The organism is Streptomyces coacervatus (assembly GCF_029223485.1).
Classification (GTDB): Bacteria; Actinomycetota; Actinomycetes; order Streptomycetales; family Streptomycetaceae; genus Streptomyces; species Streptomyces coacervatus.
Window position 1 is genome coordinate 46,004 of sequence record NZ_JARHTP010000014.1, and the last position, 17,478, is coordinate 63,481.

At 71.0% G+C, this 17,478-nt stretch carries 17 protein-coding genes; 10 read left to right on the forward strand and 7 right to left on the reverse strand.

The window, feature by feature from the left end; translation table 11 throughout:
* The first annotated feature begins 54 nt into the window (after positions 1–54).
* The 4 genes from leuC (at position 55) to P2Q00_RS30950 (ending at position 3,373) form a co-directional block, all read left to right on the forward strand.
* The gene (gene leuC, locus P2Q00_RS30935; RefSeq protein WP_275776569.1) at positions 55–1,485 is read left to right on the forward strand and encodes a 3-isopropylmalate dehydratase large subunit; all 1,431 of its coding nucleotides are present in this window, start codon (positions 55–57) and stop codon (positions 1,483–1,485) included.
* Between the two features lie 5 nt (positions 1,486–1,490).
* Complete coding sequence (gene leuD / locus P2Q00_RS30940; protein ID WP_275776570.1) at positions 1,491–2,084, forward strand: 3-isopropylmalate dehydratase small subunit; 594 nt, start codon at positions 1,491–1,493, stop codon at positions 2,082–2,084.
* Between the two features lie 276 nt (positions 2,085–2,360).
* Positions 2,361–2,591, forward strand: coding sequence for an SCO5555 family protein (locus P2Q00_RS30945; RefSeq protein ID WP_275776571.1), 231 nt, complete (start codon positions 2,361–2,363; stop codon positions 2,589–2,591).
* Positions 2,592–2,728: 137 nt separating this feature from the next.
* A complete protein-coding gene (locus tag P2Q00_RS30950; protein WP_275776573.1) occupies positions 2,729–3,373 on the forward strand; it encodes an HU family DNA-binding protein in 645 nt (214 codons plus the stop codon).
* A gap of 82 nt (positions 3,374–3,455) precedes the next feature.
* Here the strand turns inward: P2Q00_RS30950 and P2Q00_RS30955 are convergent, their stop codons facing one another.
* Positions 3,456–3,659 (reverse strand): hypothetical protein, encoded by a 204-nt coding sequence (locus P2Q00_RS30955; RefSeq protein WP_275776575.1) that lies wholly within the window; start codon positions 3,657–3,659, stop codon positions 3,456–3,458.
* 110 nt (positions 3,660–3,769) lie between these two features.
* Positions 3,770–4,408, reverse strand: coding sequence for a 2-phospho-L-lactate guanylyltransferase (cofC, locus tag P2Q00_RS30960; protein ID WP_275776576.1), 639 nt, complete (start codon positions 4,406–4,408; stop codon positions 3,770–3,772).
* A 156-nt stretch (positions 4,409–4,564) separates the two neighbouring features.
* Between cofC and P2Q00_RS30965 the strand changes: the two genes are divergently transcribed.
* The 3 genes from P2Q00_RS30965 to P2Q00_RS30975 all read left to right on the forward strand — a co-directional run bounded on the left by P2Q00_RS30965 (position 4,565) and on the right by P2Q00_RS30975 (position 7,594).
* A complete protein-coding gene (locus P2Q00_RS30965) occupies positions 4,565–5,347 on the forward strand; it encodes a lysophospholipid acyltransferase family protein (RefSeq protein WP_275776577.1) in 783 nt (260 codons plus the stop codon).
* Entirely contained in the window at positions 5,344–6,354 is a 1,011-nt protein-coding gene (locus tag P2Q00_RS30970; protein ID WP_275776579.1) for an NAD(P)H-dependent glycerol-3-phosphate dehydrogenase, read from the forward strand. The genes P2Q00_RS30965 and P2Q00_RS30970 overlap by 4 nt, the downstream gene beginning before the upstream one ends.
* Positions 6,355–6,436: 82 nt before the next feature.
* A complete protein-coding gene (locus tag P2Q00_RS30975) occupies positions 6,437–7,594 on the forward strand; it encodes a D-alanine--D-alanine ligase family protein (protein ID WP_275776580.1) in 1,158 nt (385 codons plus the stop codon).
* A gap of 79 nt (positions 7,595–7,673) precedes the next feature.
* Here the strand turns inward: P2Q00_RS30975 and P2Q00_RS30980 are convergent, their stop codons facing one another.
* Both P2Q00_RS30980 and P2Q00_RS30985 read right to left on the reverse strand, forming a co-directional pair.
* On the reverse strand, positions 7,674–8,165 hold the full coding sequence (locus P2Q00_RS30980; protein ID WP_275776581.1) for a DUF3515 domain-containing protein: 492 nt from the start codon (positions 8,163–8,165) through the stop codon (positions 7,674–7,676).
* Between the two features lie 20 nt (positions 8,166–8,185).
* On the reverse strand, positions 8,186–8,419 hold the full coding sequence (locus P2Q00_RS30985; protein ID WP_003997603.1) for an Lrp/AsnC family transcriptional regulator: 234 nt from the start codon (positions 8,417–8,419) through the stop codon (positions 8,186–8,188).
* 206 nt (positions 8,420–8,625) lie between these two features.
* Between P2Q00_RS30985 and P2Q00_RS30990 the strand changes: the two genes are divergently transcribed.
* Both P2Q00_RS30990 and thiD read left to right on the forward strand, forming a co-directional pair.
* Positions 8,626–9,591 carry a thiamine-phosphate kinase gene (locus tag P2Q00_RS30990; RefSeq protein ID WP_275776584.1) on the forward strand — a complete coding sequence of 322 codons (966 nt, stop codon included), beginning with the start codon at positions 8,626–8,628 and terminating at the stop codon, positions 9,589–9,591.
* Positions 9,588–10,406 carry a bifunctional hydroxymethylpyrimidine kinase/phosphomethylpyrimidine kinase gene (gene thiD / locus P2Q00_RS30995; RefSeq protein WP_275776586.1) on the forward strand — a complete coding sequence of 273 codons (819 nt, stop codon included), beginning with the start codon at positions 9,588–9,590 and terminating at the stop codon, positions 10,404–10,406. The genes P2Q00_RS30990 and thiD overlap by 4 nt, the downstream gene beginning before the upstream one ends.
* Here thiD and P2Q00_RS31000 read toward each other — a convergent pair.
* The 3 genes from P2Q00_RS31000 to rpmB form a co-directional block, all read right to left on the reverse strand.
* Positions 10,369–11,601, reverse strand: coding sequence for an FAD-dependent monooxygenase (locus tag P2Q00_RS31000; RefSeq protein WP_275776588.1), 1,233 nt, complete (start codon positions 11,599–11,601; stop codon positions 10,369–10,371). The two genes, thiD and P2Q00_RS31000, sit on opposite strands and share 38 nt — an antisense overlap.
* A 34-nt stretch (positions 11,602–11,635) precedes the next feature.
* On the reverse strand, positions 11,636–14,635 hold the full coding sequence (locus tag P2Q00_RS31005) for an ATP-binding protein (RefSeq protein WP_275776590.1): 3,000 nt from the start codon (positions 14,633–14,635) through the stop codon (positions 11,636–11,638).
* A gap of 134 nt (positions 14,636–14,769) precedes the next feature.
* A complete protein-coding gene (gene rpmB / locus P2Q00_RS31010; protein WP_003993230.1) occupies positions 14,770–14,955 on the reverse strand; it encodes a 50S ribosomal protein L28 in 186 nt (61 codons plus the stop codon).
* 256 nt (positions 14,956–15,211) lie between these two features.
* Between rpmB and P2Q00_RS31015 the strand changes: the two genes are divergently transcribed.
* Positions 15,212–16,915, forward strand: coding sequence for a DAK2 domain-containing protein (locus P2Q00_RS31015; RefSeq protein ID WP_275776591.1), 1,704 nt, complete (start codon positions 15,212–15,214; stop codon positions 16,913–16,915).
* Positions 16,916–17,478 lie beyond the last annotated feature (563 nt).

Here is a 17,478-nt window from a genome sequence, read left to right on the forward strand (position 1 = left end):
TTCCTCAAGATCTCTAGTTGGGCCGGCGCACCTTTGCCGGCCGGAGGGAAAGCGATGGGTAGGACACTCGCGGAGAAGGTCTGGGACGACCATGTCGTCCGGCGCGCCGAGGGCGAGCCCGACCTCCTCTTCATCGATCTCCACCTCCTGCACGAGGTGACCAGCCCGCAGGCCTTCGACGGCCTGCGCAAGAGCGGTCGCCCGGTGCGCCGTCTCGACCTCACCATCGCGACCGAGGACCACAACACCCCGACGCTCGACATCGACAAGCCCATCGCGGACCCCGTCTCCCGGGTCCAGCTGGAGACGCTGCGGAAGAACGCCGCCGAGTTCGGTGTGCGCCTGCACTCGCTCGGTGACGTCGAGCAGGGTGTCGTCCACGTCGTCGGCCCGCAGCTGGGCCTGACCCAGCCCGGTACGACGGTCGTCTGCGGTGACTCCCACACCTCCACGCACGGCGCCTTCGGCGCGCTGGCGTTCGGCATCGGCACCTCGCAGGTCGAGCACGTGCTGGCCACCCAGACGCTGCCGCTGGCCCGCCCCAAGACCATGGCGATCACGGTCGACGGCGAACTGCCCGAGGGCGTCACGGCCAAGGACCTGATCCTGGCGATCATCGCCAAGATCGGTACGGGCGGCGGCCAGGGCTACATCCTGGAGTACCGCGGCTCCGCCATCGAGAAGCTCTCGATGGAGGCCCGGATGACCATCTGCAACATGTCGATCGAGGCCGGTGCCCGCGCGGGCATGATCGCCCCCGACGAGACCACCTTCGAGTACATCAAGGGCCGCGCCCACGCGCCCGAGGGCGAGGACTGGGACGCCGCCGTCGCGTACTGGAAGACGCTGAAGTCGGACGAGGACGCCGAGTTCGACGCCGAGGTCGTCATCGACGCCGCGTCGCTGTCGCCGTTCGTCACCTGGGGCACCAACCCCGGCCAGGGCGCGCCGCTTTCGGCGGACGTCCCCGACCCTGCTTCGTACGAAGACGCTTCGGAGCGCCTCGCCGCCGAAAAGGCCCTGGAATACATGGGGTTGGAGGCCGGGCAGTCGCTGCGCTCCATCAAGGTGGACACCGTCTTCGTAGGCTCGTGCACCAACGGCCGCATCGAGGACCTGCGGGCCGCCGCCGCCATCGTCGAGGGCCGCAAAGTCGCCGACGGCGTACGGATGCTGGTCGTCCCCGGCTCCGCGCGGGTGGGTCTGCAGGCCGTCTCCGAGGGCCTGGACGTCGTCTTCAAGGAGGCCGGCGCCGAATGGCGGCACGCGGGCTGCTCGATGTGTCTGGGCATGAACCCGGACCAGCTGGCCCCGGGTGAGCGCTCCGCGTCCACCTCCAACCGCAACTTCGAGGGCCGGCAGGGCAAGGGCGGTCGTACGCACCTGGTGTCGCCGCAGGTCGCCGCCGCGACGGCGGTCCTGGGCCACCTGGCCTCCCCGGCCGACCTGTCCGACGCCGAGACCCGTACGCCCGCTGGAGTCTGAGAGTCATGGAAGCATTCACCACGCACACCGGCCGGGCCGTCCCGCTGCGCCGCTCCAACGTCGACACCGACCAGATCATCCCTGCTCACTGGCTCAAGAAGGTCACGCGGGACGGTTTTGAGGACGGGCTGTTCGAGGCCTGGCGCAAGGACGAGAACTTCATCCTCAACCGGCCCGAGCGGCAGGGCGCCACGGTCCTGGTCGCCGGCCCCGACTTCGGCACCGGCTCCTCCCGTGAGCACGCGGTGTGGGCGCTGCAGAACTACGGCTTCAAAACCGTGATCTCGTCCCGCTTCGCCGATATCTTCCGCGGCAACTCGCTGAAGAACGGCCTGCTCACGGTCGTTCTGGAGCAGAAGATCGTGGACGCGCTGCAGGAACTGACCGAGCAGGACCCGCAGGCCGAGATCACCGTCGACCTTCAGGCCCGCGAGGTGCGCGCCGAGGGCATCACCGCCTCCTTCGAGCTGGACGAGAACTCCCGCTGGCGGCTGCTGAACGGGCTGGACGACATCTCCATCACCCTCCAGAACGAGGCCGACATCTCCGCGTACGAGGCCAAGCGCCCGTCGTACAAGCCGCGGACGCTCAAGGTCTGACCCAGGTCGCAGAAGGCGAGCCGGAACGCGACTGGTTTCGGCCACCAAAACACCCCCGCCGTACCCCCGATCAGCCCGATCGGGGGTACAGCTGTGTCTGGACCCGAACGGCCTTGGGCGCTCTCGCTCTTCCTCCCAACTTCCCACGTTACGACGGTTGTTGAGGGGGTAGCCGAGCCTTGTAGGCGTGACTTCCGCCGGAGCCCGGAAGGCCGTTTGAGGCATCAGTTGCGACCCCCGCAGGCGACAACTCGCCCCAGATGGCACAATCTGTGCATGGAACACGACGGCCAACTCGAGCTCTATGCGGCAGTCGCGGACCAACTGAAGGAAGCGCACGCAAGAGTGCGCGCACTGCAAGTCCCGGAGGGCGTACGGATGGCGCTGACCCGGAAGCTGCTGGTCATTACGGCCGCGGCCAAGCACGATCTCGCCGACGCGGCAAGGCGTCTGGAGGCGTTCACCGTGGACCTCGACGAGGGTCGATTCCCCGAAGAGGACCGCTGAACGCGTTCGAGACAGCCGAGTTCGTTGCGGCGCACGGGTGATTAGCCCGTTTCGTGTTTGATTTGCGGTATATATCTGCCTAACGTGCGAAAAAGCTTGAACACATTCGTTCTGGCAATGTCTCCGAAGGGGAAGACGTGAACAAGGCGCAGCTCGTAGAAGCGATTGCCGACAAGCTGGGCGGCCGCCAGCAGGCCGCCGAGGCTGTCGACGCGGTCCTGGACGCCATCGTCCGCGCGACCGTCGCCGGGGACCGGGTCTCGGTCACCGGCTTCGGCTCGTTCGAGAAGGTCGACCGTCCGGCCCGCTACGCCCGCAACCCGCAGACGGGCGAGCGGGTTCGGGTCAAGAAGACCTCCGTGCCGCGCTTCCGCGCGGGCCAGGGCTTCAAGGACCTGGTGAGCGGCTCGAAGAAGCTCCCGCGTGGCGGCGAGGTCGCGGTCAAGAAGGCGCCCAAGGGCAGCCTGACCGGCGGCGCTGCCGCGACGGTCAAGAAGGCCGCGGCGAAGAAGACCACCAAGGCGGCCGCGAAGAAGGTCACGGCGAAGAAGGCGGCACCGACGAAGCGGACGGCCGCGGCCAAGAAGACCACGGCGAAGAAGACGACCGCCAAGAAGACCACGGCGGCCGCCGCGAAGAAGACCGCGGCGAAGAAGACCACCGCCAAGAAGGCGACTGCCAAGAAGGCCCCGGCGAAGAAGGCGACCGCCAAGAAGGCCCCGGCCAAGAAGTCGACGGCTCGCACCACCACCGCCAAGAAGGCCACGGCCCGCAAGAGGTAAGAGGTAAGGGCACAGGGGCACTCACGCGCCGGGCCGGACTCCGTGTCGGAGTCCGGCCCGCGGCATGTTTTCTTCAGGGGGGTCAGAGGGTCTGGAGTGTTACGAGGGTGATCCGGAGGCTGTCCTCGGTGCCCTCCGTCTCGATGCGGACCCGTTGGCCGGGGCGCAGCAGTCGCAGGCCGCCTGCGTCGAACGCCGGGGCGTCGAAAGGCACCGGGGTGCCGTCGTCCAGCAGCACGCTGCCGGTTCTTGTGTCTGCGTCGTAGGTGTATGCGGTGGCTTGCATGGCGGTCAGGGTAGTGCTTTCGGGGACTCGTCATTGGGCTGTGGGTCGTTCGCCGGCTGCGGGCCCGTTGTGGCTGGTCGCGCAGTTCCCCGCGCCCCTTATGGGGCGCCTCAGGACCCTGGGGTCAGTAGTCCCGCTGATGCGGCCGCCGTATGCGGGCCCACCCCTAGCGCCAGTGCCGCGCGCAGGTCTGCGCCCGTGTCCACGTCCTGGCGTACGGAATCCACGGCCGTGAGGGGGAGTTCCACGGCTCCGGATGCGCGGTGGCGGGCGCGGGAATCGGTGCCGAATGACGGGTGCAATTCGTAGTGTGGTGTTGCGGCCAGCAGGGTTGTGCCGATTGCGGCTGCGTCGGCGAGGAAAGCGCGGGGGAATTTCGCGGCCGCGTCCAGGACCCGGAGCAATTCCAGGGGGCGTAGCGCCGGAAGGTCGGCGTTCAGGGCCGCTACGGGACTTTCGGGGCGTGCGGTGCGTACGGCGGCCGCGCCGTGCGCGAGGGCCGCGTTGAGGCCGCCCTGCGGCTCGTCGGGGACGATACGGGCGCCCAGTGCGGCCAGCTCGCGGCCGGCCAGGGCGTCGTCCGTGACGACCGCCACATCCCTGACCGCCGGGCAGGCCAGCGCCGCCGCCACGGTGTCCTGGGCGAAGGCCAGGGCGAGGCCCGGGCGCAGCTCGTCGGCCGCGGTGTCCGAGAGCCTGCTCTTGGCCCGCGACAGGGGTTTCAGGGGTATGACCAAGGTCCACTGCACCGGTGTTCCGTCCCTCTCTTGTCGCGGCCATTGTCACTCAGCCGTCACCTGGGCCATCTGGCGGTTGCGTCGTCGGGGCGTACCGTGTTCTCGACAGACCGGCGGCCTGGGGCGACACTTGTGCGGCCCCCCAAGGCCCAAGAGGAAGGTGTCCGCGTGCCCCGCCGCAGAATCGGCTTCTGGTACCGCTTCGCAGCGGTCCTCTGCAAACCGCCACTGGTGGTTCTGATCAAGCGGGACTGGCGCGGAATGGAGCACATTCCGGCCGACGGCGGATTTATCACCGCGGTGAACCACAATTCCCATGCGGACCCCTTCGCGTATGCGCACTATCAGTACAACACCGGACGGGTTCCGCGATTCCTGGCGAAGAGCGGCCTTTTCAAGAAGGGATTCGTCGGCGCCGCGATGCGCGGCACCGGACAGATCCCGGTCTACCGCGAGACCACGGACGCGCTCAGCGCATTCCGGGCCGCGATCGAAGCCGTGGAGCGCGGCGAGTGCGTTGCGTTCTATCCCGAGGGCACCATCACCCGGGATCCCGGACAGTGGCCCATGACCGCCAAGACCGGCGCCGCGCGCGTCGCCCTGACCACCAAGTGCCCGGTGATTCCCGTCGCTCAGTGGGGCGCCAACGAACTGCTGCCGCCGTACGCCAAGAAGCCCAACCTCCGCCCGCGCAAGACCCACCACGTGCTCGCGGGCCCGCCCGTCGATCTCTCGCGCTTCTACGACAAGGAGCTGACCCCGGACCTCCTGAAGGAGGCGACCGAGGTCATCATGGCCGCCATCACCCGCCAGCTGGAGGAGATCCGCGGCGAGAAGGCGCCCGCGACGCCGTACGACCCGCGCCGCGAGCGGATCGAGCAGCGCCGCAGGACCCATGAGCAGCGGCAGGTTCAGGAGAAGGCCGAGCAGGAAGAGGAGCAGGGCACGTGAGCAAGCCCGTCAAGGCGGCGGTGTTCAGCGCCGGTTCGTGGGGTACGGCGTTCGGGATGGTGCTGGCGGACGCGGGGTGCGACGTCACCCTGTGGGCACGGCGCGCGGAGGTCGCCGAGGCCATCAACTCCGGCCGTACGAACCCCGACTACCTCCCCGGCGTCGAACTCCCGGCGAACCTGCGGGCCACCACCGACCCCGCCGAGGCCGCCGCCGGCGCCGACTTCACCGTACTGTCGGTGCCTTCCCAGACCCTGCGCGCCAACCTCGCCGAATGGGTTCCGCTGCTCGCGCCCGACACGATCCTCGTATCGCTGATGAAGGGCGTCGAACTCGGCTCCGCCATGCGGATGAGCGAGGTGATCGAGGACGTCGCCAAGGTGGGTGCCGACCGGATCGCCGTCGTCACCGGGCCCAACCTCGCGCGTGAGATCGCCGCCCGGATGCCGGCCGCCGCCGTGGTCGCCTGCACCGACGAGGCGGTCGCCCAGCGGCTCCAGGCCGCCTGCCACACGCCGTACTTCCGGCCGTATACGAACACGGACGTGGTCGGCTGCGAGCTGGGCGGTGCCGTCAAGAACGTGATCGGCCTCGCCGTCGGCATCGCGGACGGCATGGGGCTCGGCGACAACGCCAAGGGCTCGCTCATCACGCGCGGCCTCGCCGAGACCACCCGGCTCGGCATGGCGCTGGGCGCCGACCCGCTGACCTTCTCCGGACTCGCGGGCCTCGGCGACCTGGTGGCGACCTGCTCATCGCCCCTCTCCCGCAACCACACCTTCGGCACCAACCTCGGCAAGGGCATGACCCTGCAGGAGACCATCGCGGTCACCAAGCAGACCGCCGAGGGTGTCAAGTCCTGTGAGTCCGTGCTGGATCTGGCGCGCAGGCACGGCGTCGACATGCCGATCACGGAGACGGTCGTCGCCATCGTGCACGAGGGCAAGTCCCCCGTGGTCGCGGTGAAGGAGCTGATGTCGCGCAGCGCGAAGCCGGAACGACGCTGAGCGACGACATCGTTTTTTGGCTCGTTCGCCGCAGGGGCGCACGCTGTGTCAGGGCACTACCACCGGGTACTCTCAACGCGATATGAGCACCGAGAACCTCCCCCAGAGCCCTGAGCAGCCGCCTCGCAAGCCGCGCGTGGCCGTCGTGTTCGGCGGGCGCAGCTCCGAACACGGGATCTCCGTGGTCACCGCCGGCGCCGTCCTGCGAGCCATCGACCGGACCAAGTACGACGTCCTGCCGATCGGCATCACGCGGGAAGGCCGCTGGGCCCTCACCGTCGACGAGCCCGAACGCATGGCGATCACCGACCGCCGTACGCCCGAGGTCGAGGACGTGGCCGAGTCGGGCGAGGGCGGTGTGGTGCTCCCCCTCGACCCCGGCAACCGCGAAGTCGTCGTCAGCGAGCCGGGATCAGTGCCCAAGGCGCTCGGCGAGGTCGACGTCGTCTTCCCCGTCCTGCACGGCCCGTACGGCGAAGACGGCACCCTGCAGGGCCTCCTGGAGCTCTCCGGCGTCCCGTACGTCGGTTCGGGTGTGCTCGCCTCGGCCGTCGGCCAGGACAAGGAGTACATGAAGCGGGTGTTCACCTCCTTCGGGCTCAAGGTCGGCCCGTACGTGGTGATCCGGCCGCGGGAGTGGGAGCAGGATGAGCCCGCCGCCCGCAAGAAGATCGTCGACTTCGCCGGCGAGCACGGCTGGCCGCTCTTCGTGAAGCCCGCGCGCGCGGGTTCGTCGATCGGCATCACCAAGGTCGACGACATCGCCGGGCTCGGCGACGCGATCGCCGAGGCCCAGCGGCACGACCCGAAGATCCTCGTGGAGGCGGCGCTGCGCGGCCGCGAGATCGAGTGCGGGGTGCTGGAGTTCGAGGACGGCCCGCGGGCGAGCGTGCCCTCGGAGATCCCGCCGCCGGACACGCACGCGTACTACGACTTCGAGGCCAAGTACATCGACTCGACCCCGGGAATCGTCCCGGCCCCGCTGACCCCCGAGGAGACCGCCGAGGTCCAGCGCCTCGCGGTGGACGCCTTCGAGGCCGCGTCCTGCGAGGGCCTGGTCCGCGCGGACTTCTTCCTCACCGTGGAAGGCGAGTTCGTCATCAACGAGATCAACACCATGCCCGGCATGACCCCGATCTCGATGTACCCACAGATGTGGCAGGCGAGCGGCATCACCTACCCGGATTTGGTGGACAAGCTCATCCAGGCAGCGCTTCGCAGGCCAACGGGACTGCGCTAGGCCTAGAAGGGGCGTGGGGAACTGCGCGATCAGCCCCCACAGGCCCGCAGCCGACGCACAACCCATCCGCCCACGGCGACTAGTCGGCAATACCCACCGGAACCGCCTTCTTGATGGCAGGCGCCAGATCAACCAACGGCGCCATGCCATCCCCGGTCCGCTTCGCAGGGATCGTCACCTCGACATACCCCTTCCGCAACGTAGAGGTGAAGCGGAAGGACCCGTCCTTCTGCTTCTGCAACAGCCACCCCACACCGTTCACCCCGACCCCGTCGGCCTCCGGATCACTCATCTCCGCGGGCCGCGGAACACCGCAGCGCAGTATGATCGCCGGGTTCCCCCAGCCCGCGGTCAGCGCGGACGCGGGCGTGGGATCCCGGCGATCCTGACCGTCGACCTTGGACGGCAGTGCCTTGTCCAGTTTCCGGCACAGCTCGGTGACCTTCGTGCCCGGACCGGGAACCGCAGCCCGGGCGGCGTCGTCTGCTGATGAGCAGCCCGCGACGGTGATCAGCAGGGCGAGCACGGGCGGCCCGGCAAGGACAGGGCGCCGGCGACGGAAGAAGTTCACCGGCCAAGGGTAGACGGGGGCTACAGATGGACGACCGGGCAGGTCAGGGTGCGGGTGATGCCGTCCACTTGCTGGACCTTCGCGACCACCATGCGGCCGAGGTCGTCCACGGTGTCGGCCTGGGCCCGCACGATCACGTCATAAGGTCCTGTCACGTCCTCGGCCTGGATGACTCCAGGAATCTTGCTGATCGTCTCGGCGACGGTCGACGCTTTGCCGACCTCCGTCTGGATCAGGATGTACGCCTGTACCACGGAACCTCCAGGGCGGCCACGAGGATCATGTGGGGAAAAGGAACGCCACGGTATCGCGTCGCCGCTCGCCGCGGGGAGACCTGCGGAGGCCGGGGCTTGCGCGCCGGGGTGCAGGCACGACAGAGGTTGACGGTCACCCTGACCGTATCGAGGACACTGAAGACGCGCGACCGGGCACGGCAAGGGACAGAAGGGGAGCAAGGGCAATGAAGGGCACTGTTGGTGAGCTCGGGGAGTTCGGGCTCATCAGGGAGCTCACCTCCCGTCTCACCACCACCCCGGCGGTCCGGGTCGGCCCCGGCGACGACGCCGCGGTGGTGGCCGCGCCCGACCGACGGGTCGTGGCCAGCACCGACATCCTCCTTGAGGGACGGCACTTCCGCCGCGACTGGTCCACCGCCTACGACGTAGGCCGTAAGGCAGCTGCGCAGAACCTCGCGGACATCGCTGCCATGGGTGCCGTACCGACCGCACTGCTGCTCGGCCTGGTCGTGCCCGCCGAACTCCCGGTGACCTGGCCGAGCGAGCTGATGGACGGCATCCGTGACGAGTGCCAGGTCGCGGGTGCGTCCGTGGTCGGCGGCGATGTCGTACGAGGCGACACGATCATGGTGTCGATCACCGCGCTCGGCGATCTGCGCAATCAGGAGCCGATCACCCGGGGCGGCGCCCAGCCCGGCGACCTGGTCGCGGTGACCGGCTGGCTGGGCTGGTCCGCCGCCGGTTACGCGGTGCTCTCCCGGGGCTTCCGCTCGCCGCGCGCGTTCGTGGAGGCGCACCGGCGCCCCGAGCCGCCGTATCACGCGGGCCCGGCCGCCGCGGGACTCGGCGCGACCGCGATGTGCGACGTCAGCGACGGACTCATCGCCGACCTCGGGCATATCGCCGAGGCCAGCAAGGTCCGTATCGACATCCGTTCCGGCGCGATCGACATCCCGTCCCAGATGAACGACATCGGGCAGGCCGTCGGTGTCGACCCCATGCAGTGGGTGCTGACCGGGGGAGAGGACCACGCGATCGTGGCGACCTTTCCGCCGGACGTGAAGCTGCCGGCCCGTTGGAAGGTGATCGGCGAGGTGCTCAACCCCTCGGCGCTGCCGCAGGTGACGGTGGACGGGGCGCCGTGGACCAGCTCGGGCGGCTGGGACCACTTCGGGGACATCGAGTCATGAGTGCCCCGCCCAGGGTGCTGACGGTGGCGGGCTCCGACTCCGGCGGAGGGGCCGGAATCCAGGCCGACTTGAAGACGATGCTTGCGCTCGGGGTGCACGGCATGAGTGTCGTCACGGCCGTCACCGCCCAGAACTCGCTCGGTGTGCAGGGCGCTTGGGAGCTTCCGGTGGAGGCGGTGCGGGCCCAGTACCGGAGCGTCGTCGACGACATCGGCGTACAGGCGGTCAAGACCGGGATGCTGGCCTCGGTGGAACTCGTCGAGGCCGTCGCCGAGTTGATCGCCGGGACGGATGCTCCCGCGGTCGTCGACCCGGTCGGCATCTCGAAGCACGGGGACTCGCTGCTGGCGGCCTCCGCCCTGGACTCCGTACGGACGAAACTGCTGCCGGCGGCGACCCTGGCGACCCCGAACCTCGACGAGGTGGCCCAACTCACGGGTGTGCGGGTCGAGTCGGAGTCGGATCTGCGCGAGGCCGCCGCGGCCGTGCTGTCGTACGGGCCGGAATGGGTGCTGATCAAGGGCGGTCATCTCCCGGGCGACGCGGTCGACTTGCTCACCGACGGCACCGAGGAGCACTGGCTGCGCGCCCGGCGGCACGACAACCGGCACACGCACGGCACGGGCTGCACCCTCGCGTCGGCGATCGCGTCGCAGCTCGCGAAGGGGCAGTCCGTGCCGGAGGCGGTGGCGGCGGCCAAGGAGTACGTCACCGGGGCGATCGCGGCCGGGTTCGCGCTCGGCGGCGGGATCGGACCCGTGGACCATGCCTGGGCCCTCAGGCCTCAAGCAGGGCCGGGTACTCCCTCAGCGTGATGTTCGTGGCCGCCTTCTCGGTCAGCCGCTTGAAGAAGCGGGCCAGGGGGCGGGAGCTGAGGACCCGGTACATACGGTCCCGGCTGCGGATCCGCCGCTCGGTCGCCGGGGCGAAGAACGGGCCCGCGTTCCCGGAGATCTTCTGGCAGCCCTTGGCGAAGTCGCTGATCCGCGTCTCGTACTCGGCGAAGGCAGTGCGGAAGTCGCCGCCCGCGAGGGCGAGTTCACCGGCGAGGACGTACGCACCGACGATCGCCACGCCGGTCCCCATCCCGCCCATGGTCGCCCCGTAGCCGGCGTCCCCGAGCAGCACCACCCGCCCCTTGGTGAGGCGGTCGACATGGATCTGGGCGATCGCGTCGAAGTACAGGTCGTCGGCCTCTTCGAGGGCCTTGAGGACGGACGGCGCCTCCCAGCCCATCCCGGCGAAACGTTCCCGGAGGATCTCCTTCACCGCCGAGTCGTCCCTGCGGTCGTACGACAGCTCCTCGGACCGGAAGACCAGCACCGCGCCCGCGCGGTCCGGATCGCCGTCGTAGTTGCCGATGACGAACGCGCGGCCGGGCTCGCTGTAGACGCGGCCGGTACGGTCCAGGCCCAGGTGGTTGGGGACATCGAAGCCGGCCACGTAGTGGTCGAAGAAGCGCAGGTAGCGGGACTCGTCGCCGAAGACGAGCCGACGGGTGTTCGAGTGCAGCCCGTCGGCGCCGACGACCAGGTCGAAGCGGCGGGGAGCGCTTTTGTCGAAGGTGACGTCGACGCCGTCGGCGTCCTCGGTGAGGGAGGCGATGGAGTCTCCGAAGACGTACTCGACGTCGTCCTTGGTGCGTTCGTACATGATCTGCGCGAGGTCGCCGCGGAAGATCTCCACGTCGCCGCTCATCAGCTCGGCCGGCAGGTCCACGCGCGGGCTGCCGTCGGCGTCGACGACGGTCTGGCGGCCCATGTGGGTCTGACGGGCGTGGATCTCGTCCCAGATGCCCATGGAGGTGAGGACCGTACGGTGGACATGGCCGCGGAAGTCGACCGCGAAGCCGCCGCCGCGCAGTTCGGCCGCCTTCTCGACGACGGTGACGCGGGCGCCGAGCCGCGAGAGGTTGAGCGCGAGGGCGGGTCCGGCGACGCTGGCGCCGGAGATCAGGACGCTGAGGTGAGCCAGGTTCTTCGTCGTGTTCTTCGTCGTGTTCTTTGTCATGGGATGAGCTTCGGCGGGGGCGCTGACCGTCCTCCTACCGTTCGCTGACCGCCGCTGACCGCAGCCGTAGGCCCTGCTCGAAGGCCTGGTCATAGGCCTCGGGTGACAGTTTCGCCCGTACGTCCGCCTCGATGCGTACGACGTCCGGGTCGCCCTCGACGCGGCCGCCCCGCAGGCCCGCCGCCGCGCCCAGCAGCACCGTGGCCCGCTCGGCGGAGTCGGCGGTGGAGGCCAACGCCTCCGCCGCGTCGGCGAGTTCCAGATCGCCCCATCCCTCCACGGCCAGCTCGGCGGCCTGCCGGAACCAGTCGCGGGCCTCCTCGGTGTGCCCCTCGGCGGCGGCCGTGCGGCCGAGCCCGATGAGGCTCCGGACGGTCTCGCCGACGCTGAACCAGTTGGCGGCACAATCCTGGAGGGCGTTCTCGTAGTGCACGCGCGCGTGTGCCGTGTCCCCGGACAGCCGGGCCGCGTCGCCGAGGCCGCGCCGGGCGGCCGCCACCTTGTCGGGGAGCCCGGCGCCACGCGCCAGCGTCAGCGCCTGTTCGAAGTGGGCCACGGCGGCCGCCGTGTCGCCCCGGTGCAGCAGCACGGTGGCGCGGGTGCGCAGCAGATCGGCGGTCTCCTCCGGTGCGGCCAGTTCCCGCACGTGCGCCAGTCCCTCGTCGAGCAGCTCCAGGGCGCGTTCGGACTCACCGCGCGTGTGGGCGAGCATGCCGAGCGGGTCGAGGCAGTTGGCCATGCCCCAGCGGTCACCGGTGGCCCGGAATCCCGCAAGCGCCCGGTCGAAGCACTCCTCCGCCTCCAGGGGCCGGCCCGCGTACTGCGTCCGGAAGCCGAGGCCCACGTCGAGCAGGGCGCGCGCCCAGGGGGAGTCACCGGCCAGGGTGAGGGCATGCGCCTCGTCGGCGGGCCGTGGACCGGCCGCGACCGCCCACAGCACCAGGACGTACGGCAGCCTGAGCGGCCCCTGGTACGCGTGCAGGACGGCGTCCACGCGCGCGATGAGCTCGGGTTCGCCGCCGGCGCCGGAGAGCGCGTTGATCGCGCACAGTACGTACTCCTCCTCCAGCCCGGGCCGCGGTGCGTCTCCGACGGCGGCCAGCAACTCCCGTGCCGTCGCCACCCGTTCGCCGTGCACTCCGCGCAGCCGCCAGAACCAGGAGAGGGGTCCCATGAGGCGCAGGGCGCTGTCGGTGTCGCGGCGCACGAGGTGACTCAGCGCCGCGTCCAGGTTGACGTGCTCGGCGGCCAGCCGGGCCAGCCAGGGCAGCTGCCCGCCGCCGCGCAGGTGTGGATCGGCCTCCTCGGCCAGCCGCAGGAAGTAGCCGGCGTGGGCGTCCCCGCGGTCCTCCGCGTCTCTTGCGTCCTCGGCGTCCTCGGCGGCGAACGCCCGGATCGTCTCCAGCATCCGGTAGCGCCCCTCGGACACCTCCAGGAACGACTTCTCGACCAGCGAGGCCAGCACGTCCTCCGGGTACGACAGCCCGCACACCGCCTCCACGGCCTCCAGCGTCGCGCCCCCGGAGAACACCGTCAGCCGCCGCGCCAGCTCCCGCTCCTCCTCGTCCAGCAGGTCCCAGCTCCACTCCACGACGGCGCGCAGCGTGCGGTGCCGGGGCGCCTTGGAGCGGTCGCCGCGGGAGAGGAGACGGAAGCGGTCGTCCAGGCGGTCGGCGAGCTCGTCCGGGGTCAGGGTGCGCAGCCGGGCCGCCGCCAGTTCGATGGCGAGGGGGAGCCCGTCGAGGGCGGCGCAGATGCCGGGCACGCGCGCGTGGGCCTCGAACCCGGGGCGCACGGCCCGGGCCCGGTCGACGAAGAGCCGCACCGCAGGTTCCTGTGGCAGTGGCGGCACGGGGACCAGCACCTCGCCGGTGATCCCCAGGGACTCACGGCTCGTGGCCAGGACCCTCACGCCGGGACACGAGCCGAGCAACAGCGCGGCGATCCGGGCGGCCTCCTCGACCAGGTGCTCGCAGTTGTCGAGCACGAGGAGCAGTTTGCGGTCCTCCAGGGCGGCCAGCAGCCGGTCCGTGCTGTCGGTCGCGGCCGTACGGAAACCTTCCCGCACGCCGAGCGCTGTGAGGACGGCGTACGGGATCTGCTTGCCGTCGGTCACCGGGGCCAGCTCGACGAAACAGACATCCGACTGCCGGTCCGCCGCCTCGATCGCCAGCCGTGTCTTGCCCGCGCCGCCCGGGCCCGTGAGCGTGACCAGGCGGGCGTCGGCCAAGAGGCCCGCGATCCGGGTGAGTTCGCTCTCGCGGCCGACAAAGCGGGTCAGCTGGACCGGGAGGCGGTGCCGCTCGGGTCCGCCGCCCTGGAGCAGCTCCAGGTGCAGCGCGGACAGTTCGGGCGACGGATCGGTGCCCAGCTCGTCCGCGAGCGTGCGCCGGGCGTCCTCGTACACCGTCAGGGCCTCGGCGGGCCGCCCGCCCGCGTGCAGTGCCCGCATCAGCTGCCCGTACAGCCGCTCGCTCAGCGGGTGCGCGGACAGCAGCGTCCGCAGCTCCGGTACGAGTTCGGGGCCGCCGCCGAGCGCCAGATCTGCCTCGATCCGGTCCTGTACGGCGGCCAGCCTGAGCTCGTCGAGCCGGGCGGCCTCGGCGTGCGCGTCCGGCACGTCGGGCAACGCCGGGCCGCGCCACAGGGCGAGCGCCTCCCGGAGCAGGGGCGCCGCGCGCGCGTGGTCACCGGCGGTGAGAGCGGCCCGCCCCTCCCGGGACAGACGCTCGAAACGGTGCGCGTCGACCGAGTCGGGCGGAGCGACGACGCGATAGCCGCCGGGCCCCGCCTCGATGTCCGTGTGCGGGGCCAGACGCCTGCGCAGACGGGAGACCTGCGACTGGAGGGCGCCCGCGGCCCCGGCGGGCGGCTCCGCCCCGTACAGGCCGTCGGTGAGGCGCTGCGTGGAGACCGCGCGGTCGGCGTCGAGGAGCAGCAGGGTGAGCAGTGCGCGGGGGCGGGGTCCGCCGGGGTCCAACGGAGTGCCGTCGTCGGTGCGTATGTCCAGGGGGCCCAGGATGCCGAAGCGCATTCGCAAGATTCTGGCAGCACACCCGGTGGCCGGGCACAGCCTTTTGTGCCTGTTGAGCACAGCAAAAAGCCGGTCCACCGAGGTGGACCGGCTTTTTGCAGCGAACCAGCAGTGGCCGCGCGCTTAGCTGTGCGTCAGCGCGAGACCTTGCCGGCCTTGATGCACGAGGTGCAAGCGTTCACGCGCTTCGGCGTCCCGCCGACCACGGTACGGACGCGCTGGATGTTCGGGTTCCAGCGACGGGACGTACGGCGGTGCGAGTGCGAGATGTTGTTGCCGAAGCCCGGCCCCTTGCCGCAGACGTCGCAGTTGGCAGCCACGGGTCACTCCAAAGACTTCAGATGCACTTACGGATGAGATCCCGGCATGCCGGGATCGAGATCGTAGGATCAGAGATCTGAGTGGCGGTGCCAGGGGGAGAGCCCGATCTGCATCGGGCAACCGGAGCAGCATACAACGACTGCGCCAGTTCAACGAAACTACCATGGCTGATCAGGGCTCCGCTCCGGCCCTCTTCCGGCGGACACCGGCCCCGGGGTCTACGCTGCGTCCAGTCCAGGCTCTAAGGAGGCGCAGGTGGCGCAGGTGCCGCAGACATTCTTCGATGCTCTCGCGGTGCGCACCTGGTGCGGCCTCGCGCTGGAGGCGCTGGGGCGCGCGCGCGAGGAGATCGACGCGATCAACGTGTATCCCGTGGCCGACGGGGACACGGGCACCAACCTGTATCTGACCGTGGAGTCCGCCGTCGGGGCGGTGGAGGCCGTGTTCGCGGCTCACGAGGTGGGCGGCGACGTGTCCGGGAAGCCTTCGCTGGCCGACGCCACGCGCGCGATGGCGCACGGGGCGCTGATAGGCGCCCAGGGGAACTCCGGGACGATCCTCGCCCAGCTGCTGCGCGGCATGGCGCAGGTGCTGGCCGCCGACGGTGAGACGCCTCACACCGACGGCTCCGGCCTCCGGCTCGCGCTGCGGCATGCGGCCGACTCCGCCCGCCGGGCCGTCGCGCACCCCGTGGAGGGCACGGTCCTGTCGGTCGCCTCCGCCGCCGCCGACGCGGCCACCGGAGCCGAGGGCGACTGCGGGGCGGTGGCACGGGCGGCCTACGAGGGAGCGCGCGCCGCGCTGGCCGCGACCCCGGGGCAGCTGGCCGTGCTGGGGCGGGCCGGGGTGGTCGACGCCGGCGGGCGGGGGCTGGTGGCGGTGCTCGCGGCACTGGTGGAGACGTTCACGGGGGAGGCTCCGGCGGCTGTTGCGGTTTCCGGAGGGCACGCGCGTGTGCAGGTCGATGTCGAGACGGCCACTGCCCGGAGCGCCGCCCTTGCTGTCGAGGACTGCGTACCCCCTCCGGAGGAGGGCGGCCCCGCCTTCGAGGTGATCTATCTGCTGGAGGCCGAGGACACGGCCGTGGACCGGCTGCGGGCACGCCTCGACGCCCTCGGGGACTCACTGGTCGTGGTCGGCGGCGACGGGCTGTGGAACGTCCATGTGCACGTGGACGACGCGGGCGCTGCCGTGGAGGCGGGCGTCGAGGCCGGGCGGCCGTACCGGATCCGGATCACCCACTTCGGTCTCGGAGATGTGCACACCACCGGCGGCCGGCGGCCGCCCCGGGAGCGCGTCCAGCGGGCCGTGGTGGCCGTCGTGCCCGGCGAGGGACTGGCCGGGCTGTACACCGAGGCCGGTGCGACCACGGTGCTTGCGCGTCCCGGAGAGCCGCCCGCGAGCGGTGAACTCGTCGACGCCGTACGGCGGGCCCACGCGCGCGAGGTCGTGCTGCTGCCCAACGACGCCGACCTGCGCCACACCGCGGCCGCGGCGGCCGAGCAGGCACGCGCCGACGGCATCCGGGTGGCACTGATCCCGACCCGGTCCGCGGTCCAGGGGATCGCCGCGCTCGCCGTGCACGAGCCCGAGCGCCGCTTCGACGAGGACGTCGTGTCGATGACCTCGGCGGCCGGCGCCACCCGCTACGCCGAGGTCGCCGTCGCCGAGCGCCAGTCCTGGACCATGGCCGGCATCTGTCAGGCCGGCGACGTCCTCGGCCTCATCGACGGCGACGTGGCCGTGATCGGCTCCGACGTCACCGCCACCGCCGAGACCGTCCTCGACCGCATGCTCCAGGCCGGCGGCGAGCTGGTCACCCTCGTCCTCGGCGACGAGGCCCCGGAGTCGGTCGCCGACCGACTGGAGGCACGCGTGCGTGAGTCGTACCTCGCCGTCGACACGGTGGTGTACCGGGGCGGCCGACAGGGCGCACTACTGCTGATCGGCGTCGAGTAGCAGGGGTACCGGCCTCCCGCTGCTGAGAGCCTGCGAAACGCCGTCCCCCGAAGGGTGAGCGCTGCGACGTCCGGTGCGTGCGATCGCGGGGCGCCGGGGCGAGGGGGGCCACGGGCTCTGGCGTTGGCGGGCCCTGGGGTTCCTGGTGTTGGTGGGCTCCGGTGTTCCTGGCGGTGGCGGGTTCTGGAGTTCCCGGCCTCGGCGGGTCCTGGAGCTCCTGGTCTTGGCCGGTCCCGGAGCGCTTGGTCTCGGTGGGGCCCGGTGTACCTGGCGTTGGCTGGCCCTCGAGTTCCCTGCCTCGGCCGGTCTCGGTGTTCCTGGCGTTGGCGGGCCCTGGAGCTCCTGGCTTTGGCCGGTCCCGGAGCCCTTGGTCTCGGTGGGCTCCGGTGGCCATGGCCTTGGCCAGCCCCGGAGCCCCCGCCCCCGGCCTCGGCGAGTCCCTGCCCCCGGCCTCGGCGAGTCCCTGCCCCCGGCCTCGGCGAGTCCCTGCCCCCGGCCTCGGCGAGCTCCCGCCCCGGCCTCCGCGGGCCCCCGCCCCCGGCCTCGGCGAGTCCCCGCCGCCT

Coding starts and splice junctions, on each gene's coding strand:
- P2Q00_RS31000 (WP_275776588.1), bottom strand. CDS start 11,601: ATGACAAAGAACACGACGAAGAACACGACGAAGAACCTGGCTCACCTC.
- P2Q00_RS30975 (WP_275776580.1), top strand. CDS start 6,437: ATGAGCACCGAGAACCTCCCCCAGAGCCCTGAGCAGCCGCCTCGCAAG.
- thiD (WP_275776586.1), top strand. CDS start 9,588: ATGAGTGCCCCGCCCAGGGTGCTGACGGTGGCGGGCTCCGACTCCGGC.
- P2Q00_RS30990 (WP_275776584.1), top strand. CDS start 8,626: ATGAAGGGCACTGTTGGTGAGCTCGGGGAGTTCGGGCTCATCAGGGAG.
- P2Q00_RS30945 (WP_275776571.1), top strand. CDS start 2,361: ATGGAACACGACGGCCAACTCGAGCTCTATGCGGCAGTCGCGGACCAA.
- P2Q00_RS31005 (WP_275776590.1), bottom strand. CDS start 14,635: ATGCGCTTCGGCATCCTGGGCCCCCTGGACATACGCACCGACGACGGC.
- leuD (WP_275776570.1), top strand. CDS start 1,491: ATGGAAGCATTCACCACGCACACCGGCCGGGCCGTCCCGCTGCGCCGC.
- leuC (WP_275776569.1), top strand. CDS start 55: ATGGGTAGGACACTCGCGGAGAAGGTCTGGGACGACCATGTCGTCCGG.
- P2Q00_RS30955 (WP_275776575.1), bottom strand. CDS start 3,659: ATGCAAGCCACCGCATACACCTACGACGCAGACACAAGAACCGGCAGC.